Below are 22,947 nucleotides of genomic sequence, written 5' to 3'. Positions count from 1 at the left end.
CGGCGCGTTACTCGGCAGCGGCCCCCAGCGAGGCCGGCGTGCCCGCAGCGCCGCTCTGCGCCCCCGCTGCCGCCTCCTCTTCCTGCCATCCTCCACCGAGCGCGAGAAACAGGTTCACCCGGTCGACCGCCACCGTCGATTCCGCCGCCGCCACCTGTGCATTGACCGTGGTCAGCGTACGCGTCGCATCGAGATCGGAGATGAACGACTCGCGGCCTTGCGTGTACAGCTGATGCGTCTCGCCCGCCGACTTTTTCGCCGAAGCCGCCGCCGTACGTAACGCATCTGCGCGCGCATAGTCCGCGCTGTAGGTGGTCAGCGCGGACTGCGTTTCGCGCAGTGCGTTGAGCACCACCGAATCGAAACGCGCGAGCGCGCCGGCCGTCTGCGCCTCGGCCTGGCGTACCTTCGCGCGCTGGCCGTTGACCGGAAACTGCCAGCTGATCAGCGGCCCGAACGACCAGAACGCGGTCGGCGCCGTGCCGATATCGGACGTGAGCCCCGAGAAGCCGGCATTCGCGCCCAGGCTGACGGTCGGGTACAGCGCCGACGTGGCCACGCCGATGCGCGCCGTCGACGCGGCCAGCTTGCGCTCCGCCTCGCGCACGTCGGGCCGGCGCTTGAGCAGCGCGGCGCCGTCGCCGACCGGAATCGGCTGGCTCACCTGCGGCAGCTTCGTGCAGTTCAGCGCAGCCGGCGGCAACGCGTCGGGCGCACGCGCCAGCAGCATCGCGAGGCGATATTGCGCGACCTTGCGGCGCGCCGTGAACTGCGGAATCTGCGCGTTGGTCGTCTCGACTTCGGTCTGGCCGCGCGTGACGTCCGGCACGTTGCCGCGGCCCGCGCGCTGCAAACGGCGCGACACGTCGAGCCGTTCCTTGTCGAGCGCCAGCGATTGCCGTGCGATGTCGAGCTCCTCCGCTGCCGCGCACGACTCGACGTACGAGCGCACCACGTCCGCGACGATCGTGATGCGCACGAGGTCGCGCGCCGCTTCGACTGCGTCGTCGTCGCTCTTCGCGGCTTCGACGCCGCGTCTGAGCTTGCCGAACAGGTCGATTTCGTACGACACGCTGACGCCAAGCTCCGCCAGCGTGAACGGCGGCAGTTTGTTGCTCGGCACCAGGTACTGTTCGGGGGAAAGCTGCGAGCGCGCTACACCGTCCGTCGTATTTCCGGAGAAGCCGCCCTGCTCGCGCGCGAACTGTACTTCGGCGCGCGACGCGGCGAGATTCGCGACCGCCACGCGCAGGTCGCGGTTTTCGGCGAGCGCGCTCTCGACCAGTTCGTCCAGCACCGGGTCGTCGTAGAGCCGCCACCAGTTCGGCGGCACCGGCTGCTGCGTGACCAGCGGATCGTTCGAGCCGTCGATCGGCGCGTTCGCGTACGGCGCGTTGACCAGTGCGGTTTTCGGCAGCGAGTAGTCGGGGCCGACCGTGCAGGCGCTGGCGAGCGCGCCGAGCATGGCGCATAGCGTCGCGCGCCGGGTCAGCCGCCACGCGCTCGCCGGGTTCATTGCGCGGCCCCTGCGGGAGCGGCGCGCCGCGTCGACGAGTCGGCTGCCGCACCGACCGCCGATGCCGATGCCGTCGCCGATGCCGACTGCCCAACCGGCGCCGACGCCGCCGGTTTCTCCCCCCACACCCGCGAGCCGAGAATGCGCGGTTCCGCGCCGCGAATCGCCACCGTTGCGGTGCGTCCGGCGATCATGCGGAAATCGTCCGGCACCTCGTCGAGCGCGACGCGCACCGGAATGCGCTGCGCGAGCCGCACCCAGCTGAACGCCGGATCGACGTTCGGCAGCAGATTCGACGGGCTGTTCTCGCGATCGCGGTCTTCGATCGCCGCGACGATACTGACCACGTGCCCGCGCAACAACGCCGGTTCGCCCATCACGTCGATATCGACCACCTGCCCGATATGGATGTGCCGCAGCTTGGTTTCCTCGAAATATCCGTCGACGCGAAACGAGTGCAGATCCACCACCGACAGCACCGCCTTGCCCGCCGTCGCGTATTCGCCCAAACGCGGCGCGCGGTCGTTCACATAGCCGTCGACCGGGCTCACGATCGTGGTGCGCTGCAGGTTCAGCCGCGCGGTATCGACCGCGACGCCCGCTTCATCGAGCTCGGCGCGCGCCTCGTCGGTGCGCGCCTGGCTCGCCTGGGTGGTCTCGACGGCCACCAGTTCGCCCAGCTTGCGGTTGCGCGTATCCTCGCGGCGGGCCTCGTCGTAGGTCGCGCGGCGCCGCGCCTGGGTGGCGATCGCTTCGCGCAGCGCGAGCGAGTAGCGCGCCTGATCGATCACGAACAGCACCTGGCCTTTCTTGACCATCTGGTTGTCGACCACGTGAATGTCGGTGATCCAGCCGGATACGTCGGGCGCGATCTGGATCACGTCGGCGCGCACGCGGCCGTCGCGGGTCCATGGCGAGAACATGTAATAGTCGATCACTTTCCACAGCACGAGCGCGGCCAGCACGGCCACGACGAGCGAGAACAGCACCGAGAAGAAAGAGAAACGTTTCACGCGATAAACCGTCTGGAAAAGGCGACGATGGCGCCGAAGATAAATATGTACAGGCAAAGGTCGAACATCGCGCGATGCCAGACGAACCGGTAAATCCCCGTCAGCGCGAGCAACGTGACCAGCACGCGCTTGATCACATACGCGAGCAGCATCAGCACCAGCACCGCTGGTACAAACACGCCGAGAATGTTGATTTCACCGATCATGACTGCCTTGTACGCTGCGTGGGTGAACAAAGCTTAGCGGCATTCATCGGGCACCCGGCGAGTCCAGCCGCGCCGGCACTTTCAGCGTCGGCGGCGCCATCGACAGGCGCAGGCCGACCAGCGCGTGCAGCGCGTCGCGCAGCCGGATCTCCGCTGAAAAGCTCGGCACTTCGGGCGGGACACCAGGCGTAACCGAAGCGCCTGGGGTGCCCGGCGCCGGCCGGCTGCGCTCGGCAATGCGCTCGACGGCCACATCGATCGCATCGACCATCGCGGGCGGCACCGGCTGGCGTTTGCGCTTCGCGATACACAGCTCGTAATACGCGCTGACGTTGGCGAGCACGTCGTCGATCACCGATGTCACGTCGGTCGTCACGCTGTCGCGAAAGTGGCGCAGGTCGAACGCATTCGACGCAACGCGCAAATCGCGAAACGTCTCGATCGATGGGTGATGGTGCGGGCCAGAGGTCGCGAGGCGCGGCAGCAGCTGCATCAGACGGTCGACCATGCGCGAAAAAAAGGTCCGCTCGTCATCGACCGGCAGCGGCCCTGCGGCGCGCGCGACGTCTGCCCATGTCGAGCGCAACAGCCGCTGCGCCGCGATCTCGACGCCGAACGGCCGCGTCACGCGAGTCCACACGAACGCGAAGATCAGGCCGGCCAGCACCGCGAGATTGTTGTTGATGAAGTCCGGCACGTTCGCATCGTACGAGCCGCTCAGGCTGAGGAAGGTTGCCGTGAACAGCCCGACCAGGATCGCGATCTGGCTGAACTGCGGATACACCATCAGCGTGCCGACCAGGATGAACGGCCCGGCGAAGGTCAGCACCAGCATTTCGAATTGCTGCACGTGCGGCAGCAGCACGAACAGGAAGATGCCCGACGCGATGATCGAAATGAAGGTGGCGATGAAGAAGCGATAGATCGCCGGCGCCGGCTCGTCGAGACCCGAGAAGAAACACACCGCGACCGCTGCGAGCGACACCGCGCTCGCGCCGTCGTGCCAGCCCGACTCGATCCACAGACTCGAGGCGACCATGATGAAGCCCATCGCCGCGAGCGCCGAGATAACCATGAACGTGTGGTCGACATAGAAGCGGTCGCCGGCCAGCAGCCAGTGGCGATAGCGATAACGCGGCTGCCACGTGCCTTCGGGATGGTCGATCAGCGCACGCAGCGCATGACAGTCCTGCCAGATGTCGATCACCTGCTGCACGCGCCATAGCGCGTTCGACAGCAGCGCGCCGTCCCAGGTCGACAGCCCGGCCGGCGGCGCGAGCCGCAGTGCGGCGATGTGCGCGCGCAGGCTGGTCGCCTCGGGGTCGCTTTCGGGCGCGTCCTGGCGGCCGCGCCGCGGTGCATTGACCCACCTGACGACCTCGGTGATCAGCGGCTCGAACTGCGGCACCCGCGCCGCCGCCGCAGAATGCCGGAACGCGCTCAGCGGGTCGGTCAGCGTCGACAGCACCGGCAGGAACACCTGCATGCGCTCCTTCAGCGAATAGCCGCGCTCGAGCACCTTCGGGCTCGCATGATCGTAGGCGAGCTGGCTCAACAGTACGTCGAGCTGCTTGACGATCGCGGCGAGCCGCTGCTGGCGCGGCAACATCACGGCCGACTCGACCTTGCCCTGCAGCGCGTCGCGCAGCGCCTGAGCCGCGTCGGCGAACCACGCATCGGTACGCGCGGTCAGCGTCGGGCCGAGCTTGTTCGGAAACACGATCGAACCGACGATGCTGATGCAGACGATGCCGAGCGTGATCTCTTCAGTGCGCGCGATCGCGACGTTGAAGATGGTGGTTGGATGCGTGACGGTTGGCAGCGCGATCAGCGGTAGCGTGAAGCCGGCCGACAGGAACACATAGGAACGCGCGGTACGGTCGGACAAGGACATGTACAGCATCGAACCGGTCCATAGCGCGACCAGCGCGCTGAACAGATACGGCGATTCGACGAATGGCGGCACCAGCAGCACCGCGGCGGACGCGCCGAGCGCCGTGCCGAGAGCCCGGAACAGCGCCTTCGAACGCGTTGCGCCGACGAACGGGTTGGCCACGATGTAGACCGTTGCCATCGCCCAGTACGGACGCGGCAGCGGTACGGCGAGCGCGATATACAACGCGAGCATCGCCGCGGCAAAGGTCTTGACTGAAAACAGCCAGTCGTTAGCCGACGGAAAGTTCATGGAAACCGGATTGCAGGTGCTACGGCAGGCTGGCTTTTCGCCAGGCGAATGCGACGCAACTCACCCGACTTTACCGGGTTGGGGAAGTCTGTGCTGTTAAACGAAAACCTGCTTTCTACAGCGCACTGCCATTTTCCAATCGCACGCTTTTATCGAAAGACACCGGGCATTCGGCGAATCTATCCGCAGTTGAGCCGCGCTGCAATCGTGCGTTGCCACACTGCTGGCGAGTGCCGACACAATGGACAAGCGGCTGATATTGCAGTAGGAAGAAAGTTGATACGCGCGCAGCCGTCCTGACGAAGCACGTTGCGGGCATCGCGCGCGGCGAAGGAAGTTACGACGCGCTGGGAAGCTGGAAGGAATCCGGAAGGAAGTTGGCGGCAGGAATGCACGCCGATATTGCACGCCGATGATCGGAGGCTGACGACTGCACGCCAATGACTGCACGCCGAACGCAGTGCCGGTCGACGCGGGCAGCACGCGTATGAAACGCGCGCCGTCGGCGTCGGACCTTACAGCTTTACTTCAGATTTTCAGATCACCACCGTTTGCGCTTCGCCTTCGTTGCTTTGCCGCACGGTACCGATCTTCCACACCTGCTCGCCCGCAGCGGACAACAACCCGATCGCCGCCTGCGCGTCCTGCGCCGACACGATCACCGCCATGCCGATGCCGCAGTTGAACACGCGATGCATTTCGGCATCCGCGACGCCGCCGTGCTTCTGCAGCCATGCGAACAGCGGCGGCAGCGGCCATGCGCGATGATCGAGCTCGGCGGTCAGGCCAGGCTGCAGCACGCGCGGAATGTTTTCCACCAGACCGCCGCCGGTGATGTGCGCCATGCCCTTCACCGTCAGCTGCTCCATCAGCGCGAGCAGCGGCTTCACGTAGATGCGGGTGGGCGCGATCAGCGCATCGGCAAGCGGGCGGCCGTCGAAATCGGCGTTGAGGTCCGGCTGCGCGCGCTCGATGATCTTGCGCACCAGCGAGTAGCCATTCGAATGCACGCCGCTCGACGCCAGACCCAGCACCACGTCGCCCGGGGCAATCGTGGTGCCGTCGATGATCTTGCTCTTTTCGACCGCGCCGACCGCGAAGCCCGCGAGGTCGTATTCGCCGTCCGGGTACATGCCGGGCATTTCAGCGGTTTCGCCGCCGATCAACGCGCAGCCCGCCAGTTCGCAGCCATAGGCGACGCCTTTGACCACGGTTGCCGCGGTGCCCACTTCGAGCTTGCCGCACGCGAAATAATCGAGGAAGAACAGCGGCTCGGCGCCTTGCACGAGGATGTCGTTGACGCTCATCGCGACCAGATCCTGGCCGACCGTGTCGTGCCGGTTCAGCATGAAGGCCAGCTTCAGTTTCGTGCCGACGCCGTCGGTGCCCGATACCAGAACCGGTTCGCGGTATTTTTTCGGCACCTCGAACAGCGCGCCGAATCCACCGATGCCTGCCAGCACGCCATCGCGCAGCGTTTTCTTGGCAAAGGGCTTGATCGCATCGACGAGCGCATCGCCCGCTTCGATGTCCACGCCGGCGTCGCGATACGACAAACCTTGGGCGTCAGGAGCGGATTTCGGTTGATTCATAAGGAACGAGCGAGAAGGTCGGTAAAATGCGATTTTACCTGATGCCGGCCCACGGGCTGGATTTCGCCCACGTCAGCTCAAGGGCGATCCTCAGACCGCGCCGCGCAGCCTCGGCGCGGTCACCAACAAGGCTCAAGCCAGGGAACCATTACATTGCAGCAAAACGCTCCGATTTTTTCGCCGTACCAGCGCCGCGCCTTTATCTGGTGTGCGATCGCGCTCATCGTCGGCCTCCTGATCTGGCTGTTGAGCCCCGTGCTCACGCCGTTTCTGCTCGGCGCGATTCTCGCCTACATCCTGCATCCGGGTGTCTCGTGGCTCACCCGCCGGCGCGTGCCGCGCAGTCTCGCCGCGCTGCTGATGATGCTGTTCTTCACGCTGATGGTCACCCTGCTGGTGCTGCTGGTGCTGGTGGTCGTGCAGAAAGAGGTGCCGCAGTTGCGCCAGCAGGTGCCGGGGCTCTTCGTGCATCTGAATGCGTGGTTAAAGCCCAAGCTGATCATGCTCGGGCTGGGCGATTCGCTCGATTTCGCCAGCGTGCGCGATATGGTCACCAGCCAGCTCGAAGGTAGCGCGCAAACCATCGCCGGCTACGCATGGACGTCGATCCGTACCAGCGGCAACGTGATGATCAGCCTCGTCGGCAATCTCGTGATGGTGCCGCTCGTGCTGTTCTATCTGTTGTACGACTGGAACGCGATGCTCACGCGCATCAAGCATTTCATCCCGCGCCGCTGGCTCGTGAAGACCATCCGGCTGTCGCAGGACATGGACCAGATGCTGTCGCAGTACTTGCGCGGCCAGTTGCTGGTGATGGGCGTGCTCGCGGTCTACTACTCGATTGCGTTGTGGGTGGCTGGCTTCGAAATCGCGCTGCCGGTCGGCATTTTCACCGGGCTCGCGGTGTTCATTCCGTATGTCGGTTTTGCGACCGGCCTCGTGCTCGCGCTGATTGCGGCCGGCCTGCAGTTCGGCAGCTGGTATGGTCTCGGTGCGGTCGCGCTGGTGTATGGCGTCGGACAGATTCTCGAAAGCTTTATCCTGACGCCGCGTCTGGTTGGCGAGCGCATCGGCCTGCATCCGCTCGCGGTGATCTTCGCGTTGCTCGCGTTTGGGCAACTGTTCGGCTTTTTCGGCGTGCTGCTCGCGCTGCCAGTGAGTGCGATGCTGTCGGTCGCGTGGCGCGAATTACGGCAAGGCTATCTGTCGAGCTCCCTTTATAGAAACTGAGCGGAACCTGAGCTTGTCACGCTTTCTCAGGTATTCCGGCTCTCTCATATCGATTTGAACGTGCTGCGTCAACTCACGCTCGATCTCGGCACGCCGCCGCCATCGACCTTCGACAATTTTTTCGCCGGCGGGAACGACGAACTCGTTACCCGCCTGCGCGGGCTCGACGCCGCGCTCACCGCCGGGCCGCTCGCGGACCGCACGTTCTACGTGTGGGGCGAGACCGGCAGCGGCCGCACGCACCTGCTGCAGGCGCTGGTGCATGAGGCGCCGCCCGGCCATGCGCGCTATGCGGGCCCGCACAGCAGCCTCGATGCGTTCGGCTTCGACCCGCGCGTCGCGCTGTATGCGATCGACGATTGCGACAGCCTGTCCGCGTCGCAGCAGATTGCGCTGTTCAATCTGTTCAACGAAGTGCGCGCGCATCCGGCGAGTGCGCTGGTCGCCACCGGCAACGCGGCGCCGATCGGCCTCGCGGTGCGTGAAGACCTGCGCACGCGGCTTGGCTGGGGGCTGGTGTTCCATCTCGCGCCGCTGTCGGACGAAGGCAAGGCCGCGGTGCTGAAGCACGCGGCGCGCGAGCGCGGCATCGCGCTGGCCGACGACGTGCCCGCCTACCTGCTCACGCATTTCCGGCGCGACATGCCGAGCCTGATGGCGCTGCTCGACGCGCTCGACCGCTTCTCGCTCGAGCAGAAACGCGCGGTGACGCTGCCGCTGTTGCGCACGATGCTCGCGTCGCCCAACGCCGACGGCGGCGCCGACAGCCCCCGTCAGCCGACCGCATGATCCGCTTCAAGTAAAATGGGCCCCCATGGCTAACCTTGCACTCTTCGACCTCGATCACACGCTCATCCCCACCGACAGCGACCACGAATGGGGCCGCTTCATGGTGAAACTCGGCATCGTCGATGCTGAAAGCTTCGCACGCGAAAACGATCGCTTCTTCGCCGACTACAAAGCCGGCAAGCTCGACATTCATGCATACCTCGTGGCCATGCTCACGCCGCTCGCGAAGTACTCGCGCGAGCAGCTGAAAGCGTGGCACGACCAGTACATGCACGAGGTGATCACGCCGACCATCGTGCCGGCCGCAATGGCGCTGGTGCGCCAGCACCGCGAAGCCGGCGACCTGTGCTGCATGGTCACCGCCACCAACGAATTCATCACTGGGCCGATCGCGCAGGTGTTCGGCGTAGACAAGCTGATTGCCTGCGAAGTGGAAACCGTCGACGGCCATCCGGCGTCGGCTTTCACCGGCCGGCCGACCGGCACGCCGAGCTACCGCGAGGGCAAGATCGTGCGCACCGAAGCGTGGCTCGCATCGCTTGGCAAGACGTGGTCCGACTTCGAGCGCAGCTATTTCTACAGCGATTCGCATAACGATATCCCGCTGCTCGAAAAAGTCACCGACCCGATCGCGACCAATCCCGACGACACGCTGCGCGCGCATGCCGAAGCTCAAGGCTGGCGCATTCTCGAACTATTCCAACCCACGTGATCAAAAAACTCATTCGCAAGCTGTTCGGACAGGAACCGGCCTCCACCGACGAGACCGCCGCCACGAACACGGACGAAACCACCGCAGAGGCCGCCCAGGCTGCCGATAGCGCGGCCGCACGCGGCACCGCTGCCGCCACCCGCAGCCGCCGCAAGCCGGCGCGCGGCGCCGCACAGAGCGCAGCCGAAGCCGGTCTGCCGAACGTGCCCGACGTGCCGGTGATCATTCCGTCGGACATCCACGGCATCGACCCCACGCTGATCTCCCGCAATGCGATTCGCGTTACCGAAGGCCTGCAGCAAGCGGGCTTTCGCGCGTTTATCGTCGGCGGCGCGGTGCGCGATCTGCTGCTCGGGATTGCGCCGAAAGACTTCGACGTGGCCACCGATGCGACGCCCGAACAGGTGCAGAAGCTGTTCCGCCGCGCGCGCATCATCGGCCGGCGCTTTCAGATCGTGCACGTGCAGTTCGGCCAGGAAATCATCGAAACCTCGACCTTCCGCGCGCTGGTCGATCCGCCGCCGGCCGACGCCGCGCCGCCTAGGCGCCTCAAGCGCGACGAGCTTGATCGCCGCACCCATGCAGTCGATGCAAGCGGCCGCGTGCTGCGCGACAACGTGTGGGGCGAGCAGCACGAAGACGCGACGCGTCGCGACTTCACGATCAACGCGATGTATTACGATCCGGCCACCCAGACCGTGCTCGATTATCACAACGGCATGGCCGATGTGCGCGCGCGTCTGTTGCGGATGATCGGCGACCCGACCACGCGCTTTCGCGAGGATCCGGTGCGCATGCTGCGCGTGGTGCGCTTCGCGGCGAAGCTCGACTTCGAAATCGAAGCGCACACGCGCGCGCCGATCCAGTCGCTTGCCGATCTGATCAACAATGTGCCGGCCGCGCGCCTGTTCGACGAAATGCTGAAGCTGCTGCTGTCGGGCCACGCGCTCGCCTGCCTGCAGCAACTGCGTAAGGAAGGCCTGCATCACGGCCTGCTGCCGCTGCTCGACGTGGTGCTCGAGCAGCCGCACGGCGAGCGCTTTATCTCGCTCGCGCTGAACAAGACCGATGCGCGCGTGGCGGCCGGCAAGCCGGTTTCGCCGGGCTTCCTGTTCGCCACGCTGCTGTGGCACGACGTGCAGCAGCGCTGGCAGCAATACGAAGCGAACGGTGAATTTCCGGTGCCGGCCCTGCATCACGCGATGGATGACGTGCTCGACATGCAGACCGAGAAGCTCGCCATCCATAAGCGTTTTTCGGCCGATATGCGCGAGATCTGGGGGCTGCAGCTGCGTCTCGAGCGCCGTTCCGGCCGCAGCGCGCTGAAGCTGCTCGAACACCAAAGATTTAGAGCGGGGTATGATTTCCTCCTGTTGCGCTGCGAGTCAGGCGAACTGGATCAATCGGTCGCCGCGTGGTGGACCGAATTTATCGACGGAGACGCTGCCGCGCGTGAGACCTTGCTCACGCAAGGCGGGAAGGACCGGACGCCCAAAAAACGACGGCGGCGCGGAGGTAGCGCCAGAAGCCGCAAGACGGGCGACGGAATGGAGGGCGGCACGCCCACAGGAAACCGCGAAGCAGACGACGTGAACCCGCATCGGGACCCGGACGGGAACCCGAACGGTGGTGGCACACACGAAGACTGACTGACGCGGTTCCGGTGGAAGCCGTCGAACGCAAGTTGTAGGAAGTGACGCCATGACGGTTGCCTATCTGGGTCTCGGCGCGAATCTAGGGGATCCGCGCCAGACCCTGAAAGACGCAGTAGTGTGCCTCGCGCAGCAGCACGCTGTCGCCGTGCTCGCGAAGTCCAGTTTGTATCGCACTGCCCCCATCGACGCGGGCGGCGACGATTATTTCAACCTCGCCGTGAAACTCGATACGGCGTTGCCGGTGCGGCATTTGCTCGCGCTGTGTCACAAGATCGAACATCACTTCGGCCGTGAACGGCCGTTTCGCAACGCGCCACGCACGCTCGATATCGACATCTTGCTGTACGGCGAGCATTGCATCGACGAGCCGGATCTGACCGTGCCGCATCCGCGGCTCACCGAGCGCGCGTTCGCGCTGGTGCCGTTGATCGAGCTCGACGAGTCGCTGATCATTCCGCAGCGCGGGCGTGCGCAGGATTTCTTGCCGGCGGTGGCTGAGCAGCGTATCGAGAAGGTCAAAGCAGCGTGCCAATGTCCGTTGCTTGGCGCGATAAGCGGCAGCAAGGAATCCGATCGGGGCGGCTGCCCATGAGTGCTTCGCCGTTCGCGTCGTCCGCTCCGCTTACCGTTACTGCGCCGGATACGCGTCCGCCGCACGCGTACATCGCGATCGAAGGGCCGATCGGCGTCGGCAAGACCTCGCTGGCGGAGCGGCTCGCGCAACGGTGGTCGATGCACGCGATGTTTGAGCGGCCGCAGGACAATCCGTTTCTCGATCGTTTCTATCGCGATACCGCGCGCTATGCGCTGCACGTGCAGTTGAGCTTTGCGCTGCAGCGTGCGCAACAGGTGCAGGAAATCGGCGCGTTGCATGCGGCGGGCACGCCGCTCGTCACCGATTTCATGACGCAGAAGAACGGTATCTTCGCGCGGCTCACGTTGAAGGAAGACGAGTGGCAGCTGTACCACGCGCTCGCGAGGCGGCTCGAAGCGCCGGGCCCGGCGCCGGATCTCGTGCTTTATCTGCAGGCAAGCCCCGAAGTGCTGTTCGAGCGCATCCAGAAGCGCGCGGTACCGATGGAGCTGCAGATCACCGATGCGTATCTGCGCGCGCTGTGCGACGCGTACAACCAGTTTTTCTATCACTACGACGGCGCGCCCGTGCTGACCGTCAACACCGAACACCTGAATCCGCTCGAATCGAACGCCGATCTCGAGCTGCTGGTCGAACGTATCGAGACGATGCGCGGCCGCAAGGAATTCTTCGTCAAAGGCACGACGCTGTAGCGCGGCCTTCCCCCTTTCCCACGGATTGACCATGACCTACTTGCAGGAAGCGAGCCGTAGCGCGATTACGGTCCCGAAACTCCAGGCAATGCGCGAAGCCGGTGAAAAGATCGCCATGCTCACCTGCTACGACGCAAGCTTCGCGTCGCTGCTCGATCGCGCGGGTGTCGACTCGCTGCTGATCGGCGATTCGCTCGGCAACGTGCTGCAAGGCCAGGTGACGACGCTGCCGGTGACGTTGACCGATATCGCGTATCACACGGCGTGTGTCGCGCGCGCGCAGCCGTCGGCGCTGATCGTCGCGGACTTGCCGTTTGGCACCTATGGCACGCCTGCCGACGCGTTTGCGAGCGCCACGCAGTTGATGCGCGCCGGCGCGCAGATGGTCAAGCTCGAAGGCGGCGAGTGGCTCGCGGAGACGGTGCGGTTCCTTGTTGAGCGCGCGGTTCCGGTGTGCGGCCATATTGGGCTCACGCCGCAATCGGTGCATGCGTTCGGCGGCTTCAAGGTGCAGGGCAAGACCGAGGCGGCAGCGGGCCGGCTACTGTGCGATGCGCGTGCGCTGCAGGACGCCGGCGCGCAGTTGCTGGTGATGGAAGCGATTCCGTCGCGCCTTGCCGGTGAAACCACCCGTCAGTTGAAGATTCCGACCATCGGGATCGGCGCAGGGCTCGACTGTTCCGGGCAAGTGCTGGTGCTGCATGACATGCTCGGCATTTTCCCCGGCAAGCGGCCGCGCTTTGTGAAGGATTTCATGCAGGGCTCGTCCAGTATTCTCGCGGCCGTCGAGGGGTATGTGCGTGAAGTGAAAGATGGGATCTTTCCTTCTGCTGAGCATACGTTTTGAGAGGTTGTTGAGGGTGGTGCGGCGGGCGGTGTAGCGGTTTGATGGTTGGCCCCGCTGCCGCCGTGCTGCGTCTGCTGCGTCGTCTGGTTTGTGCCTCGTCTAACGGACGATGCGCGCCGGCAGCGCGCCGCGCAATGCGTTGCAAATCAGTAGCGCTTGCGCATTGAGCACGTCGTCGCGCGTCAGAATGCGCTCGGCGGCGCCTAGCGCCGGATCGTCGAGCAACACGCCGCGCATCACACCGGGCAGCACGCCCGACGCAAGCGGCGGGGTCCACCAGCGGTCGTCCAGCTTCACGAACACGTTCGAGCGGCCGCCTTCAGTTAGCTCGCCGCGCTCGTTGAAGAACAGCGTGTCGAATGCATCCTTCGCTTCGGCTTCGCGCCATGCGCGATCGTATTCGGCACGGCGCGTCGTCTTGTGCAGCAGCAACGGGTCGTGCGACTGGACGTCGGCAAAGCCATGCTCCGGGCCGAGCAACACCCCGACGGTTTGGTCCGCGAGCGGCACCAGTGGCGCCGCTGTGATCTCGATGACGCCGCCCTTGTCGAGCGTGAGCCGCATCCGGTGCGGCACGCCCGGTGGCAGCGCACTGCATTGGGCAGCTAGCCGCGCCTGCGCGTCGGCCTGATCAAGGCGGAAGTCCAGCCACGTCGCGCTCGACGCGAGCCGCGCGAAATGACGCTCGACATTCCTGACGCCCGCCTCAAAGGTCGCGTACATCGTCTCGAATATCTGAAAGCCGGGGTCGGCTTCGGTCAGAAAACGTGCCTTCAATTTGCACTCCGCGTATTCGTCGTTCGGGACGCTGTCCAGCACGATGCCGGCGCCAATGCCCAGGGTTCCATGGCAGCGGCCCGTGGATAACTCGTTCTCGAGCGTCAGCGTGCGGATCGCGACCGACAGGCAAAAGTCGCCACAGCGTGGCACGGATGGCGCAGCAGACAGCGGCGGCGCGTCGAGCCAACCGATCGCGCCCGTGTACAGGCCGCGCGGGGTGGTCTCGAGTTGCTCGATCAACTGCATCGTGTGGTGCTTCGGCGCGCCGGTGATCGAGCCGCACGGAAAGAGCGCGCGCAGGATGTCGGCGAACGACGTGCGGGCGCGCAGTTGCGCGGTAACCGTCGACGTCATCTGCCACACCGACTCATAGGCTTCGACCGAAAACAGCGCCGGTACCTTGACCGTGCCCGTTTCCGCCACGCGCGACAGATCGTTGCGCAGCAGGTCGACGATCATCACGTTTTCGGCGCGATTCTTTGGGTCGTGCGCGAGGAAGTCGGCGGCGGCGCGATCGGTATCCGGGTCGCGCGAACGCGGCGCGGTGCCCTTCATCGGGCGCGTGCGCAAGGTGGCCCCCTTCTTCTCGATAAAGAGCTCGGGCGAACACGACAACACCCAGCGGCCTTCCGGTAGCGCGATCAGCGCACCGAACTGCACCGTCTGGCGCGCACGCAGGCGCCGGTACAGCGCGGCCGGTGGCCCGAACACGTCGAATCCAAGCCGATACGTGTAGTTGATCTGATACGAATCGCCGGCGCGCAATGCGTCGTGAATGGCGGCGATCGCGTGTTTGAATTCGGGGTAATCGACGCTCGCCTGCAGGCCGCCGGTGCCCGCCACGGTCGGCTCGACCGCACCGCTGTCGCGCTGCACGAGCCATATGTCCACTTCGTCGCGCGACAGCTTCGAGCATTGCTCGAACAATAAAAAACGCAGCGTGGCATCGCCACGCTGCGTTTCGTTGTTCAGCACCAGTTTGCGGCCGAATTCGTAGTCGGCTAGTACGACCGCGTGCAAGCCACGGCGCATGTCCTGCGCGACGGCCTCGCACACTGCATCGAGCTGCGCGGCGTCGGTACACGCGTGTTCATGGCGAAAGCCCGTGTAAAGACGGCTCGAACGGCGAGCGGCAGTCGAGTTGCAGTCATCGAGTAATGCGAACACCGCATTCCTGTCATCGGCCGTCATAGTCCCCGAACTTCAAATTGCCCTAGTTCGAAGGTTAGTCGAAAAAGCTCTTGACCCGATCAAACCAGCTCTTGCTTTGCGGACTATGGCGTGCCCCACCTTCGACCAGCGACTTCTCGAATTGCTGCAGCAGATCGCGCTGCCCTTCGGTAAGCTTGACCGGCGTCTCGACCTGCACGTGCACGTACAGATCGCCGGCGATGCTCGAGCGCAGACCCTTGATGCCCTTGCCACGCAAGCGGAACGTCTTGCCGGACTGCGTGCCTTCGGGCACGGTAAAACTCGCGCGGCCGGCCAGCGTCGGTACTTCGATCTCACCGCCCAGCGCCGCCGTGGTGAACGGAATCGGCATCTGGCAATGCAGGTCGTCGCCGTCGCGCTCGAACACCGAGTGCGGCTTGATGTGAATCTCGACGTACAGATCGCCCGACGGACCGCCGTTGATGCCCGGCTCGCCGTTGCCGGCCGAGCGAATGCGCATGCCGTCGTCGATGCCCGCCGGAATCTTCACTTCGAGCGTCTTGGTTTCCTTGGTCTTGCCCGCGCCGTGGCAGTTCGTGCAAGGCTCAGGAATATAGCTGCCGGTGCCATGGCACTTCGGACAGGTCTGCTGGATGCTGAAGAAGCCTTGCGACATCCGCACCGTGCCCGAGCCGCTGCAGGTCGGGCAGGTTTCCGGCTTGGTACCGGGCTTCGCGCCGGAACCGTGACAGACGCCGCACGACACCCAGCTCGGCACGCGAATCTGCGTGTCGTAACCGTGTGCCGCCTGCTCGAGCGTGATTTCCATGCTGTAGCGCAGGTCGGCACCGCGGTAGACCTGCGGGCCGGCACGGCCGCCGCGCGCAGCGCCGCCCGCGGCCTGGCCGAAGATATCGCCGAAGATATCGCCGAACGCATCGGCGAAACCGCCGAAGCCTTGCGCGCCTGCTCCGCCCATGTTCGGATCTACGCCAGCGTGGCCGTACTGGTCGTACGCGGCACGCTTTTGCGAATCCGACAGCATTTCATAGGCTTCTTTGACTTCCTTGAAATGCTCTTCCGCGTCCTTGCTATCCGGATTGCGGTCAGGGTGAAACTTCATCGCCAGCTTGCGATAAGCCTTCTTGATTTCTTCGTCGCTCGCGTTCTTCGCGACGCCCAGAACCTCGTAGTAATCCCGTTTCGCCATATCGCTTCAACGCCCGCCGTGCACCATGACGCGGCGGCTCCTCGTGAATGCCGGAGTCTTGCGACCCGCGCAGCGCCGGCTTCGCGCGCCGTGCGGCGCCGCAAAACCGTGCCCGTTATAAAACAAATGTGCCCGGAGAGCCGTAAAGGCTCGCCAGGCGCGATATCCGGCGGCGCTGGGGCGCCGCACGTCTTACAGCCGCGCCGCGTGCACAGTTCGGGTACACGCGGCGATGGTCGGATTGCAACCCGGCTTAGTCCTTCTTCACTTCCTTGAAGTCGGCGTCGACCACATCGTCGGTCTTGTCGCCGGATGCTGCGCTTTCCGCACCTGCTGCACCCGCTGCCGCGCCGGCTGCGCCTTGCGCGGCCTGCATGTCGGCGTACATCTTCTCGCCGAGCTTCTGCGATGCGGTCGACACGGTCTCGATCTTCGCTTCGATCGCGGCCTTGTCGGACGCGTTGTTCTTCAGCGTTTCTTCGAGATCCTTCAGCGCTGCTTCGATCTTTTCCTTCTCACCGGCGTCGAGCTTGTCGCCGTATTCCGCGACAGCCTTCTTCGTGCTGTGCACCAGTGCGTCGCCCTGATTGCGGGCATCGGCCAGTTCACGCAGCTTGTGGTCTTCTTCGGCGTTCGCTTCCGCATCCTTCACCATCTTCTCGATCTCGGCTTCGGACAGACCCGAGTTCGCCTTGATCGTGATGCGGTTTTCCTTGCCGGTTGCCTTGTCCTTCGCGCCGACGTGCAGAATGCCGTTCGCGTCGATGTCGAAGCTCACTTCGATCTGCGGCACGCCGCGCGGTGCGGGCGGAATGCCTTCCAGGTTGAACTCGCCGAGCAGCTTGTTGCCTGCTGCCATTTCGCGTTCGCCCTGGAACACCTTGATCGTCACCGCCGACTGGCTGTCGTCGGCCGTCGAATACACTTGCGCGTGCTTCGTCGGGATCGTGGTGTTCTTGTTGATCATCTTCGTCATCACGCCGCCGAGCGTTTCGATACCCAGCGACAGCGGCGTCACGTCGAGCAGCAGCACGTCCTTACGGTCGCCAGACAGCACCTGGCCCTGGATCGCGGCGCCCACGGCCACGGCTTCGTCCGGGTTCACGTCGCGACGCGGTTCCTTGCCGAAGAATTCCTTGACCTTGTCCTGCACCTTCGGCATACGGGTCTGACCGCCGACGAGGATCACGTCGTCGATTTCGCCGACCTTCACGCCTGCATCCTTGATCGCGACGCGGCACGGTTCCATCGTGCGCTCGATCAGATCTTCAACCAGCGCTTCCAGCTTGGCGCGCGTGATTTTCAGGTTCAAGTGCTTCGGACCCGACGCGTCCGCCGTAATGTACGGCAGGTTGATTTCGGTCTGCTGGCCCGACGACAGCTCGATCTTCGCCTTTTCAGCGGCTTCTTTCAGGCGCTGCAGCGCGAGCACGTCTTTCGACAGGTCGACGCCCTGCTCTTTCTTGAACTCGCCGATGATGTAATCGATGATGCGCTGGTCGAAGTCTTCACCGCCGAGGAACGTGTCGCCGTTGGTCGACAGCACTTCGAACTGCATTTCGCCGTCCACATCCGCGATTTCGATAATCGAGATGTCGAACGTGCCGCCGCCCAGGTCGAACACCGCAATCTTGCGGTCGCCCTTTTCGGCCTTGTCCAGACCGAACGCGAGCGCAGCAGCCGTCGGCTCGTTGATGATCCGCTTCACTTCGAGGCCGGCAATGCGGCCCGCATCTTTGGTGGCCTGACGCTGGCTGTCGTTAAAGTACGCCGGCACGGTGATCACAGCTTCGGTGACCGGCTCGCCCAGGTAGTCTTCAGCGGTCTTCTTCATCTTGCGCAGCACTTCCGCCGAGATTTGCGGCGGTGCGAGCTTCTCGCCGTGCGCTTCGACCCATGCATCGCCGTTTTCAGCCTTGACGATCTTGTACGGCATCAGGCCGATGTCCTTCTGCACTTCCTTCTCTTCGAAGCGGCGACCGATCAGGCGCTTGACTGCGAACAGCGTGTTCCGCGGGTTGGTGACCGACTGGCGTTTGGCAGGCGCGCCCACGAGAACTTCGTTGTCGTCCATGTACGCGATGATCGAGGGCGTGGTGCGGGCGCCTTCCGAGTTTTCGATCACTTTGACCTGATTGCCTTCCATCAGCGCCACGCACGAATTCGTGGTGCCAAGGTCGATACCAATGATTTTGCCCATTTTTACTAATCTCCTGACTTTGATCGCAGCGGAAAACGCCCGTGGCGCCTGACTCCAGGCTTGTGGCCGACGGCCGTCCCGCCCCTCAATTCATACCTGCACTCAAAGTGAGTGCGTCCGCATCGTTTTCAAGACCTTTAACCCAATGCGGTCTTTAAATTTTTTCAATCGCCCGCGCTTGCGGCGCGGATTTTCTCATGCGCGGCCGCTACGGCTGCCTCGAACTGCGCGAGACCGTGCCAGCCGGTTGCCCGGCCAAGACGCTTGCCGCGATGGAAGAAAAACCACGTGGGCACTCCGTGCAGCACGAAACGGCGCCCCAGTTCGCGATGCTCATAAACGTTGCCGTGAAACCAGCGCAGACCCAGCGCCCGAATCGCTTCCGGCTGCGCCAGCATCGCCTTCTTGGCGATCTCGCAATTGAAGCAGTCGTAACCCCAGAAGAACACCACCGCCAGTTCGTCGCCGGCCGACTGCAGCGCCGCGTCGATGCTTTCGGCGCTCACTTCCTGCATGTCGAAAGCGGCAAAAGCGGAGGCGTCGACGGGAACGTTAGCCATAAGACGGATTGCCAATACCAGAGGGTACGCGCGGATTACTTCGGCTGTGCGACCGTGACAAGCGCCGGACGCAGCACCCGGTCGCTGATCACATAGCCCTTCTGCAGCACCGCGACAACCGTATTCGGCTCCTGCTCGGCCGGCACCATCGAAATGGCCTGATGGCGATGCGGATCGAACTTCTCGCCAACCGGATTGATTGCAATCACGCGCCCTTTCTCCAGCGCACCGGCCAACTGGCGCAGCGTCAGCTCGACGCCTTCGCGAACCTTGACGAGGTCGTCGGACGAGTGCGCTACCGCTGCCTCCAGGCTGTCGATGACCGGCAGCAAATGCTCGGCAAACGTCTCGATCGCAAACTTGTGCGCCTTGGCAACGTCTTCCTGCGCGCGACGGCGCACATTCTCGGTCTCGGCCTTGGCGCGCAGAAAGCTCTCCTGCAAATCGGCAACCTTTGCCTGAGCCTCGGCGAGCGCGGCATCTACGCCAGCTTGCGCTTCACCCGTTTCTGGCTGGGCCCCGCGAGCCGCGTCGGCGGCCTGGCGCGCGGCGTCATCGGCGGGCGTGGGATTCTGGCTCGTCGGATTCTCTTGCGTGTTTTCCATGTCGCTGAAAGTCGATAGAAGAATAAAAACAGAAGCGGCTGCAATCGGCTGGCTAACCGCTAACTCGCGGGAGGCCGACCGCCTGCATTGTGCGTTGCGAAACAGCAACACTATCACCGCCCGGCAGCGGTGCAGATAAGGGCCAACACGCCGGTTTCAAGCCGTGGCCAGCCCTTTTTCGCACCTCGGCAGGGCAAAGGAAATGGCTCGTAACAACCATTACTAGCCCGCCATCATATTGAGATTGAGCGCGATTCGCGAGTGGCCTAAACTCCTTGAAAACGTCGGAAAAGACATGTTTACCCTAATCTGACGTATCCATTACTGCCAGTGAATCGAATCGCCCGTTTCCATTGCTGATCTCCGAGGGGAGTGCCATGAAACTGACCTTCGCAATCTCGGTGCTCGCCTTGGTGCTCATTGCGGGAACCACCACCATCTGCATGTCCGGCGCCGTCAACGATCACACCACCGAATACGGCGGCGTGCACGCCACGATGGAACAGCTGTTCAATCCCCACCTGAAAGTTTGTCGATAACCCGCCGGTCGCGCTTCGTCGGCCGGCCGTGCAACGCGGCCGCCGGCTCCGGAAAGCGCTTGCGCCGCTCCAGTTCCACCTGCCGTTTTGCCTTGCTGTCGTCGGTTTCCGCATAGAGCGACTGTGCAACCGGCGCCGGACCGCGTACATCGCACACGCCCAGCACCTCGATCTCCCAGACAACCCGTTCGATCTCGATCTCAACCCGGTCGCCGACGCGCACTTCTTTGGCCGGCTTGACTGCGACGCCGCCGATTCGGACGTGGCCTTTTTCGACCGCGTCGGCGGCCAGCGAGCGCGTCTTGAAAAAGCGCGCTGCCCAAAGCCATTTATCGATGCGCAACCGCGCACCCGGTTCAGTCAGAATCTTGTAGTTCATCGATCGCTCAAATGCTTCTGCGTGCAAAAGCGCACCTTGGCGTGAGAAAAACCATCGGACAAGTACTGTAGTCGAGGTGCCTGTTGCCAGTAGTGCGGCGGGCGTCCGGCAAGACACGCCTGTCGCCCAGTTTGTGCCGCCCGCTCAGGATGCAACCGCTGCTTGCGGCGCAGCCGCCTGAACCGGCCACCCCTGCAGATGCTGCGCCACGATCTCGCCCAATGCGGCAATCCACGCCGACGATGCGTTCAGGCAGGGTATCGCATGAAACTCCTTGCCGCCCGCCTGCATGAATTCCGCGCGCACTTCCATGCCGATCTCCTCGACCGTCTCGAGGCAATCGGCCGTGAACCCCGGGCAAAACACATCGACCCGCCGCACGCCCGCAGCGCCCAATTCCTTCACCGTCGGCGCCGTATAAGGCTGCAGCCATTCGGCCTTGCCGAAGCGCGACTGGAACGTTACGCGGCACTCGACCGGCGTCAGCGCAAGCGCATGCATCAGCAAGGCCGCCGTTTGCTGACATTGCTCGTGATACGGGTCGCCCAGGTCGAGCGTACGTTTGGGTACGCCGTGAAAACTCAGCACCAGCTTGTCGCCCGCCGCGAAATCGGGACGGCCGTGCACGTGCCAGTCATGATGCACTTGCGCCGCGAGCGCCGAAATATACGCGGGATGATCCGCATACTGACGCACCGTGCGTATCTCGAGCTGGTTACGCATCCGCTTCAGCGCGCCGAACGCCGCGTCGAACGCGGTGGCCGTGGTCGACGACGAATATTGCGGGTACATCGGCATCAGCAGTACCCGCTCGGCGCCTGCCAGCTTCAACTGGTTCAGCATCGCGGGAATGTCGGGCGTGCCGTAGCGCATCGCGTATTCGACCAGCACTGCGTATTCGTTCAGGTGCAGCAGATGGCGCAAACCTTCGACCTGCTTCTCTGTATGCACTCGCAGCGGCGAGCCCTCCGGCATCCACACCGCCGCGTACTTCTTCGCCGACGCGCGGCTGCGAAACGGCAAAATCAACACGCGCAGGATGATCTGCCACAGCAGCGCCGGAATTTCGACCACCCGCGGATCGGACAGGAACTGCGCGAGATAGCGGCGCACAGCACCCGGCGTAGGCGCATCGGGCGTGCCGAGATTGATCAGCAAGACTGCGACGCGATGTGCGACAGCAGACTGCAAAGGCCGCTCGAGATCGAAGCGCATAGGGTTGGCACAAAAGGCCGCGTGGGTCGCGGCGACGGTTCAGGTGAGGGCCATTATAGCGGCGCGCCATGCGACCGAAAGTCGGCCATCCGGCTAATTGGCAACGCGCGTGCGGCGACGCATCATGGTGTCCGGCATTGCACTGCATGCCGCGCATGCAGGTGCAGTAAGTTCACTGCTGGCTAAGCGTGGTCGAAAGCAGGCGCGCAGTGATATCGACGATCGGAATCACGCGGCTGTACGCCATCCGCGTCGGCCCGATCACGCCGAGCGTGCCCACGATCGTGCCGTTCACTTCATACGGCGCGGTCACCACGCTCATTTCCTCGATCGGCACGAGATTCGATTCGCCGCCGATGAAAATCTGCACTCCCTGTGCGTGACTCGATACGTCGAGCAACTGAAGGAGGCTGGTCTTTTGGTCGAATACATCGAAAAGCTTGCGCAGGCGCGCCATGTCCGACGACAGGTCCGCCACTTCGAGCAGCTTGCGCTCGCCGGAAATCAGCACGGTTTCGCCGGTATCGGTTTCATCGGTGCTGGCGGTTACCGCCGCGTGCATCAGGGCCGTCATGTCGCCGCGCAACTGGTCGATTTCTTCGCGCAACCGGCGCCGCACCTCGTCGAACGACAGTCCGGCGAAATGCGCGTTGATGTAATTGGAGGCCTCGATCAGCTGCGCCGGGGAAAAATCGCGTTGGGTGGCAAGAATGCGGTTTTGCACGTCGCCTTCCGGCGTCACGATGATCAGCAGAATGCGCTTGTCGGACAGGCGCATGAACTCGATCTGCTTGAACATGTGGCTGCGCCGCGGGGTCAGCACGACACCGGCAAACTGCGACAGATTGGACAGCACGCTCGCCGCTGCGGCGACGATCTTCTGCGGCTCGCCGCCCTGCAGCGTTGCCTGCAGCGTCTTTTGCACGACGCGCGTGAGCGCTTCTTCGTCGGCGGCGGATTCGACTGTCAACATCGTGTCGACGAACAGCCGGTAGCCGCGTGGCGTCGGAATACGGCCAGCCGACGTATGCGGACTGACGACCAGACCCAGCTCCTCCAGGTCGGACATCACGTTGCGGATCGTGGCCGGGCTCAACTCGAGCCCGGAATATCGCGACAACGTGCGCGAGCCGACCGGCTGACCTTCGGCGATATATCGCTCGATCAGCGTTTTCAGGAGGGTTTGTGCGCGGGGATCTAGCATGAGGAAAAATTTTAGCCTAACAGGGTTGCCGCAGCGAGCATTAACCGTACCGGCCGCGTGCGACCGCCGGC

General features: G+C 64.0%; 21 protein-coding genes. 8 read left to right on the top strand and 13 right to left on the bottom strand.

All coding sequences use genetic code 11. The features are described 5' to 3' along the window. Positions 1–7: 7 nt before the first annotated feature. The 5 genes from ACYVNQ_RS26810 to purM form a co-directional block, all read right to left on the bottom strand. Positions 8–1,516 (bottom strand): efflux transporter outer membrane subunit, encoded by a 1,509-nt coding sequence (locus ACYVNQ_RS26810; RefSeq protein ID WP_460906533.1) that lies wholly within the window; start codon positions 1,514–1,516, stop codon positions 8–10. Next, positions 1,513–2,529 carry an efflux RND transporter periplasmic adaptor subunit gene (locus tag ACYVNQ_RS26805; protein ID WP_460906531.1) on the bottom strand — a complete coding sequence of 339 codons (1,017 nt, stop codon included), beginning with the start codon at positions 2,527–2,529 and terminating at the stop codon, positions 1,513–1,515. The genes ACYVNQ_RS26810 and ACYVNQ_RS26805 overlap by 4 nt, the downstream gene beginning before the upstream one ends. Beyond that, a complete protein-coding gene (locus tag ACYVNQ_RS26800; RefSeq protein ID WP_460906529.1) occupies positions 2,526–2,735 on the bottom strand; it encodes a DUF1656 domain-containing protein in 210 nt (69 codons plus the stop codon). Before ACYVNQ_RS26800 ends, ACYVNQ_RS26805 begins: the two co-directional genes overlap by 4 nt. 43 nt (positions 2,736–2,778) lie before the next feature. Beyond that, positions 2,779–4,920: an FUSC family protein gene (locus ACYVNQ_RS26795; RefSeq protein WP_460906527.1), complete on the bottom strand. Its 2,142-nt coding sequence runs from the start codon at positions 4,918–4,920 to the stop codon at positions 2,779–2,781. Between the two features lie 536 nt (positions 4,921–5,456). Next, positions 5,457–6,512 (bottom strand): phosphoribosylformylglycinamidine cyclo-ligase, encoded by a 1,056-nt coding sequence (gene purM, locus ACYVNQ_RS26790; RefSeq protein ID WP_460906525.1) that lies wholly within the window; start codon positions 6,510–6,512, stop codon positions 5,457–5,459. A 153-nt stretch (positions 6,513–6,665) separates the two neighbouring features. On the opposite strand from purM, the gene ACYVNQ_RS26785 reads away from it, so the two are divergent. Genes ACYVNQ_RS26785 through panB form a run of 7 tightly spaced genes read left to right on the top strand, consistent with a single transcriptional unit; the run spans position 6,666 to position 13,032 of the window. Then, positions 6,666–7,742, top strand: coding sequence for an AI-2E family transporter (locus ACYVNQ_RS26785; protein WP_460906523.1), 1,077 nt, complete (start codon positions 6,666–6,668; stop codon positions 7,740–7,742). A gap of 54 nt (positions 7,743–7,796) precedes the next feature. Then, complete coding sequence (gene hda / locus ACYVNQ_RS26780) at positions 7,797–8,531, top strand: DnaA regulatory inactivator Hda (RefSeq protein ID WP_460906521.1); 735 nt, start codon at positions 7,797–7,799, stop codon at positions 8,529–8,531. A 25-nt stretch (positions 8,532–8,556) separates the two neighbouring features. Next, the gene (locus ACYVNQ_RS26775) at positions 8,557–9,243 is read left to right on the top strand and encodes a histidinol-phosphatase (protein WP_460906519.1); all 687 of its coding nucleotides are present in this window, start codon (positions 8,557–8,559) and stop codon (positions 9,241–9,243) included. After that, positions 9,240–10,892: a polynucleotide adenylyltransferase PcnB gene (pcnB, locus tag ACYVNQ_RS26770; protein ID WP_460906517.1), complete on the top strand. Its 1,653-nt coding sequence runs from the start codon at positions 9,240–9,242 to the stop codon at positions 10,890–10,892. Before ACYVNQ_RS26775 ends, pcnB begins: the two co-directional genes overlap by 4 nt. Positions 10,893–10,944: 52 nt before the next feature. Continuing rightward, complete coding sequence (gene folK / locus ACYVNQ_RS26765; RefSeq protein ID WP_460906515.1) at positions 10,945–11,490, top strand: 2-amino-4-hydroxy-6-hydroxymethyldihydropteridine diphosphokinase; 546 nt, start codon at positions 10,945–10,947, stop codon at positions 11,488–11,490. Continuing rightward, positions 11,487–12,185: a deoxynucleoside kinase gene (locus tag ACYVNQ_RS26760; RefSeq protein ID WP_460906513.1), complete on the top strand. Its 699-nt coding sequence runs from the start codon at positions 11,487–11,489 to the stop codon at positions 12,183–12,185. Before folK ends, ACYVNQ_RS26760 begins: the two co-directional genes overlap by 4 nt. A gap of 31 nt (positions 12,186–12,216) precedes the next feature. Beyond that, the gene (gene panB, locus ACYVNQ_RS26755) at positions 12,217–13,032 is read left to right on the top strand and encodes a 3-methyl-2-oxobutanoate hydroxymethyltransferase (protein ID WP_460906511.1); all 816 of its coding nucleotides are present in this window, start codon (positions 12,217–12,219) and stop codon (positions 13,030–13,032) included. A gap of 99 nt (positions 13,033–13,131) precedes the next feature. On the opposite strand, the gene pabB is transcribed toward panB, so the two are convergent. The 5 genes from pabB to grpE all read right to left on the bottom strand — a co-directional run bounded on the left by pabB (position 13,132) and on the right by grpE (position 19,539). Continuing rightward, positions 13,132–15,003, bottom strand: coding sequence for an aminodeoxychorismate synthase component I (gene pabB, locus ACYVNQ_RS26750; protein WP_460906509.1), 1,872 nt, complete (start codon positions 15,001–15,003; stop codon positions 13,132–13,134). Positions 15,004–15,037: 34 nt separating this feature from the next. Continuing rightward, complete coding sequence (gene dnaJ, locus ACYVNQ_RS26745; protein WP_460906507.1) at positions 15,038–16,174, bottom strand: molecular chaperone DnaJ; 1,137 nt, start codon at positions 16,172–16,174, stop codon at positions 15,038–15,040. A 253-nt stretch (positions 16,175–16,427) separates the two neighbouring features. Then, positions 16,428–18,374: a molecular chaperone DnaK gene (gene dnaK / locus ACYVNQ_RS26740; protein WP_460906505.1), complete on the bottom strand. Its 1,947-nt coding sequence runs from the start codon at positions 18,372–18,374 to the stop codon at positions 16,428–16,430. 164 nt (positions 18,375–18,538) lie between these two features. Next, on the bottom strand, positions 18,539–18,934 hold the full coding sequence (locus tag ACYVNQ_RS26735; RefSeq protein WP_460906503.1) for a thioredoxin family protein: 396 nt from the start codon (positions 18,932–18,934) through the stop codon (positions 18,539–18,541). Positions 18,935–18,969: 35 nt separating this feature from the next. Then, on the bottom strand, positions 18,970–19,539 hold the full coding sequence (gene grpE, locus ACYVNQ_RS26730; protein WP_460907703.1) for a nucleotide exchange factor GrpE: 570 nt from the start codon (positions 19,537–19,539) through the stop codon (positions 18,970–18,972). Between the two features lie 377 nt (positions 19,540–19,916). Here grpE and ACYVNQ_RS26725 point away from each other — a divergent pair, with 377 nt between their 5' ends. Next, positions 19,917–20,078, top strand: a complete 162-nt coding sequence (locus tag ACYVNQ_RS26725; RefSeq protein ID WP_460906501.1) for a hypothetical protein — start codon at positions 19,917–19,919, stop codon at positions 20,076–20,078. Here ACYVNQ_RS26725 and ACYVNQ_RS26720 read toward each other — a convergent pair. The 3 genes from ACYVNQ_RS26720 to hrcA form a co-directional block, all read right to left on the bottom strand. Next, entirely contained in the window at positions 20,050–20,457 is a 408-nt protein-coding gene (locus ACYVNQ_RS26720) for an RNA-binding S4 domain-containing protein (protein WP_460906499.1), read from the bottom strand. The two genes, ACYVNQ_RS26725 and ACYVNQ_RS26720, sit on opposite strands and share 29 nt — an antisense overlap. A gap of 144 nt (positions 20,458–20,601) precedes the next feature. Continuing rightward, complete coding sequence (gene hemH / locus ACYVNQ_RS26715) at positions 20,602–21,672, bottom strand: ferrochelatase (protein ID WP_460906497.1); 1,071 nt, start codon at positions 21,670–21,672, stop codon at positions 20,602–20,604. Between the two features lie 172 nt (positions 21,673–21,844). Continuing rightward, the gene (gene hrcA / locus ACYVNQ_RS26710; protein WP_460906494.1) at positions 21,845–22,876 is read right to left on the bottom strand and encodes a heat-inducible transcriptional repressor HrcA; all 1,032 of its coding nucleotides are present in this window, start codon (positions 22,874–22,876) and stop codon (positions 21,845–21,847) included. Between the last annotated feature and the right edge of the window lie 71 nt (positions 22,877–22,947).

Source organism: Paraburkholderia jirisanensis (assembly GCF_054782355.1).
Note: the sequence above shows the minus strand (reverse complement) of the source record. Positions and strands in the feature narration are given on the sequence as shown.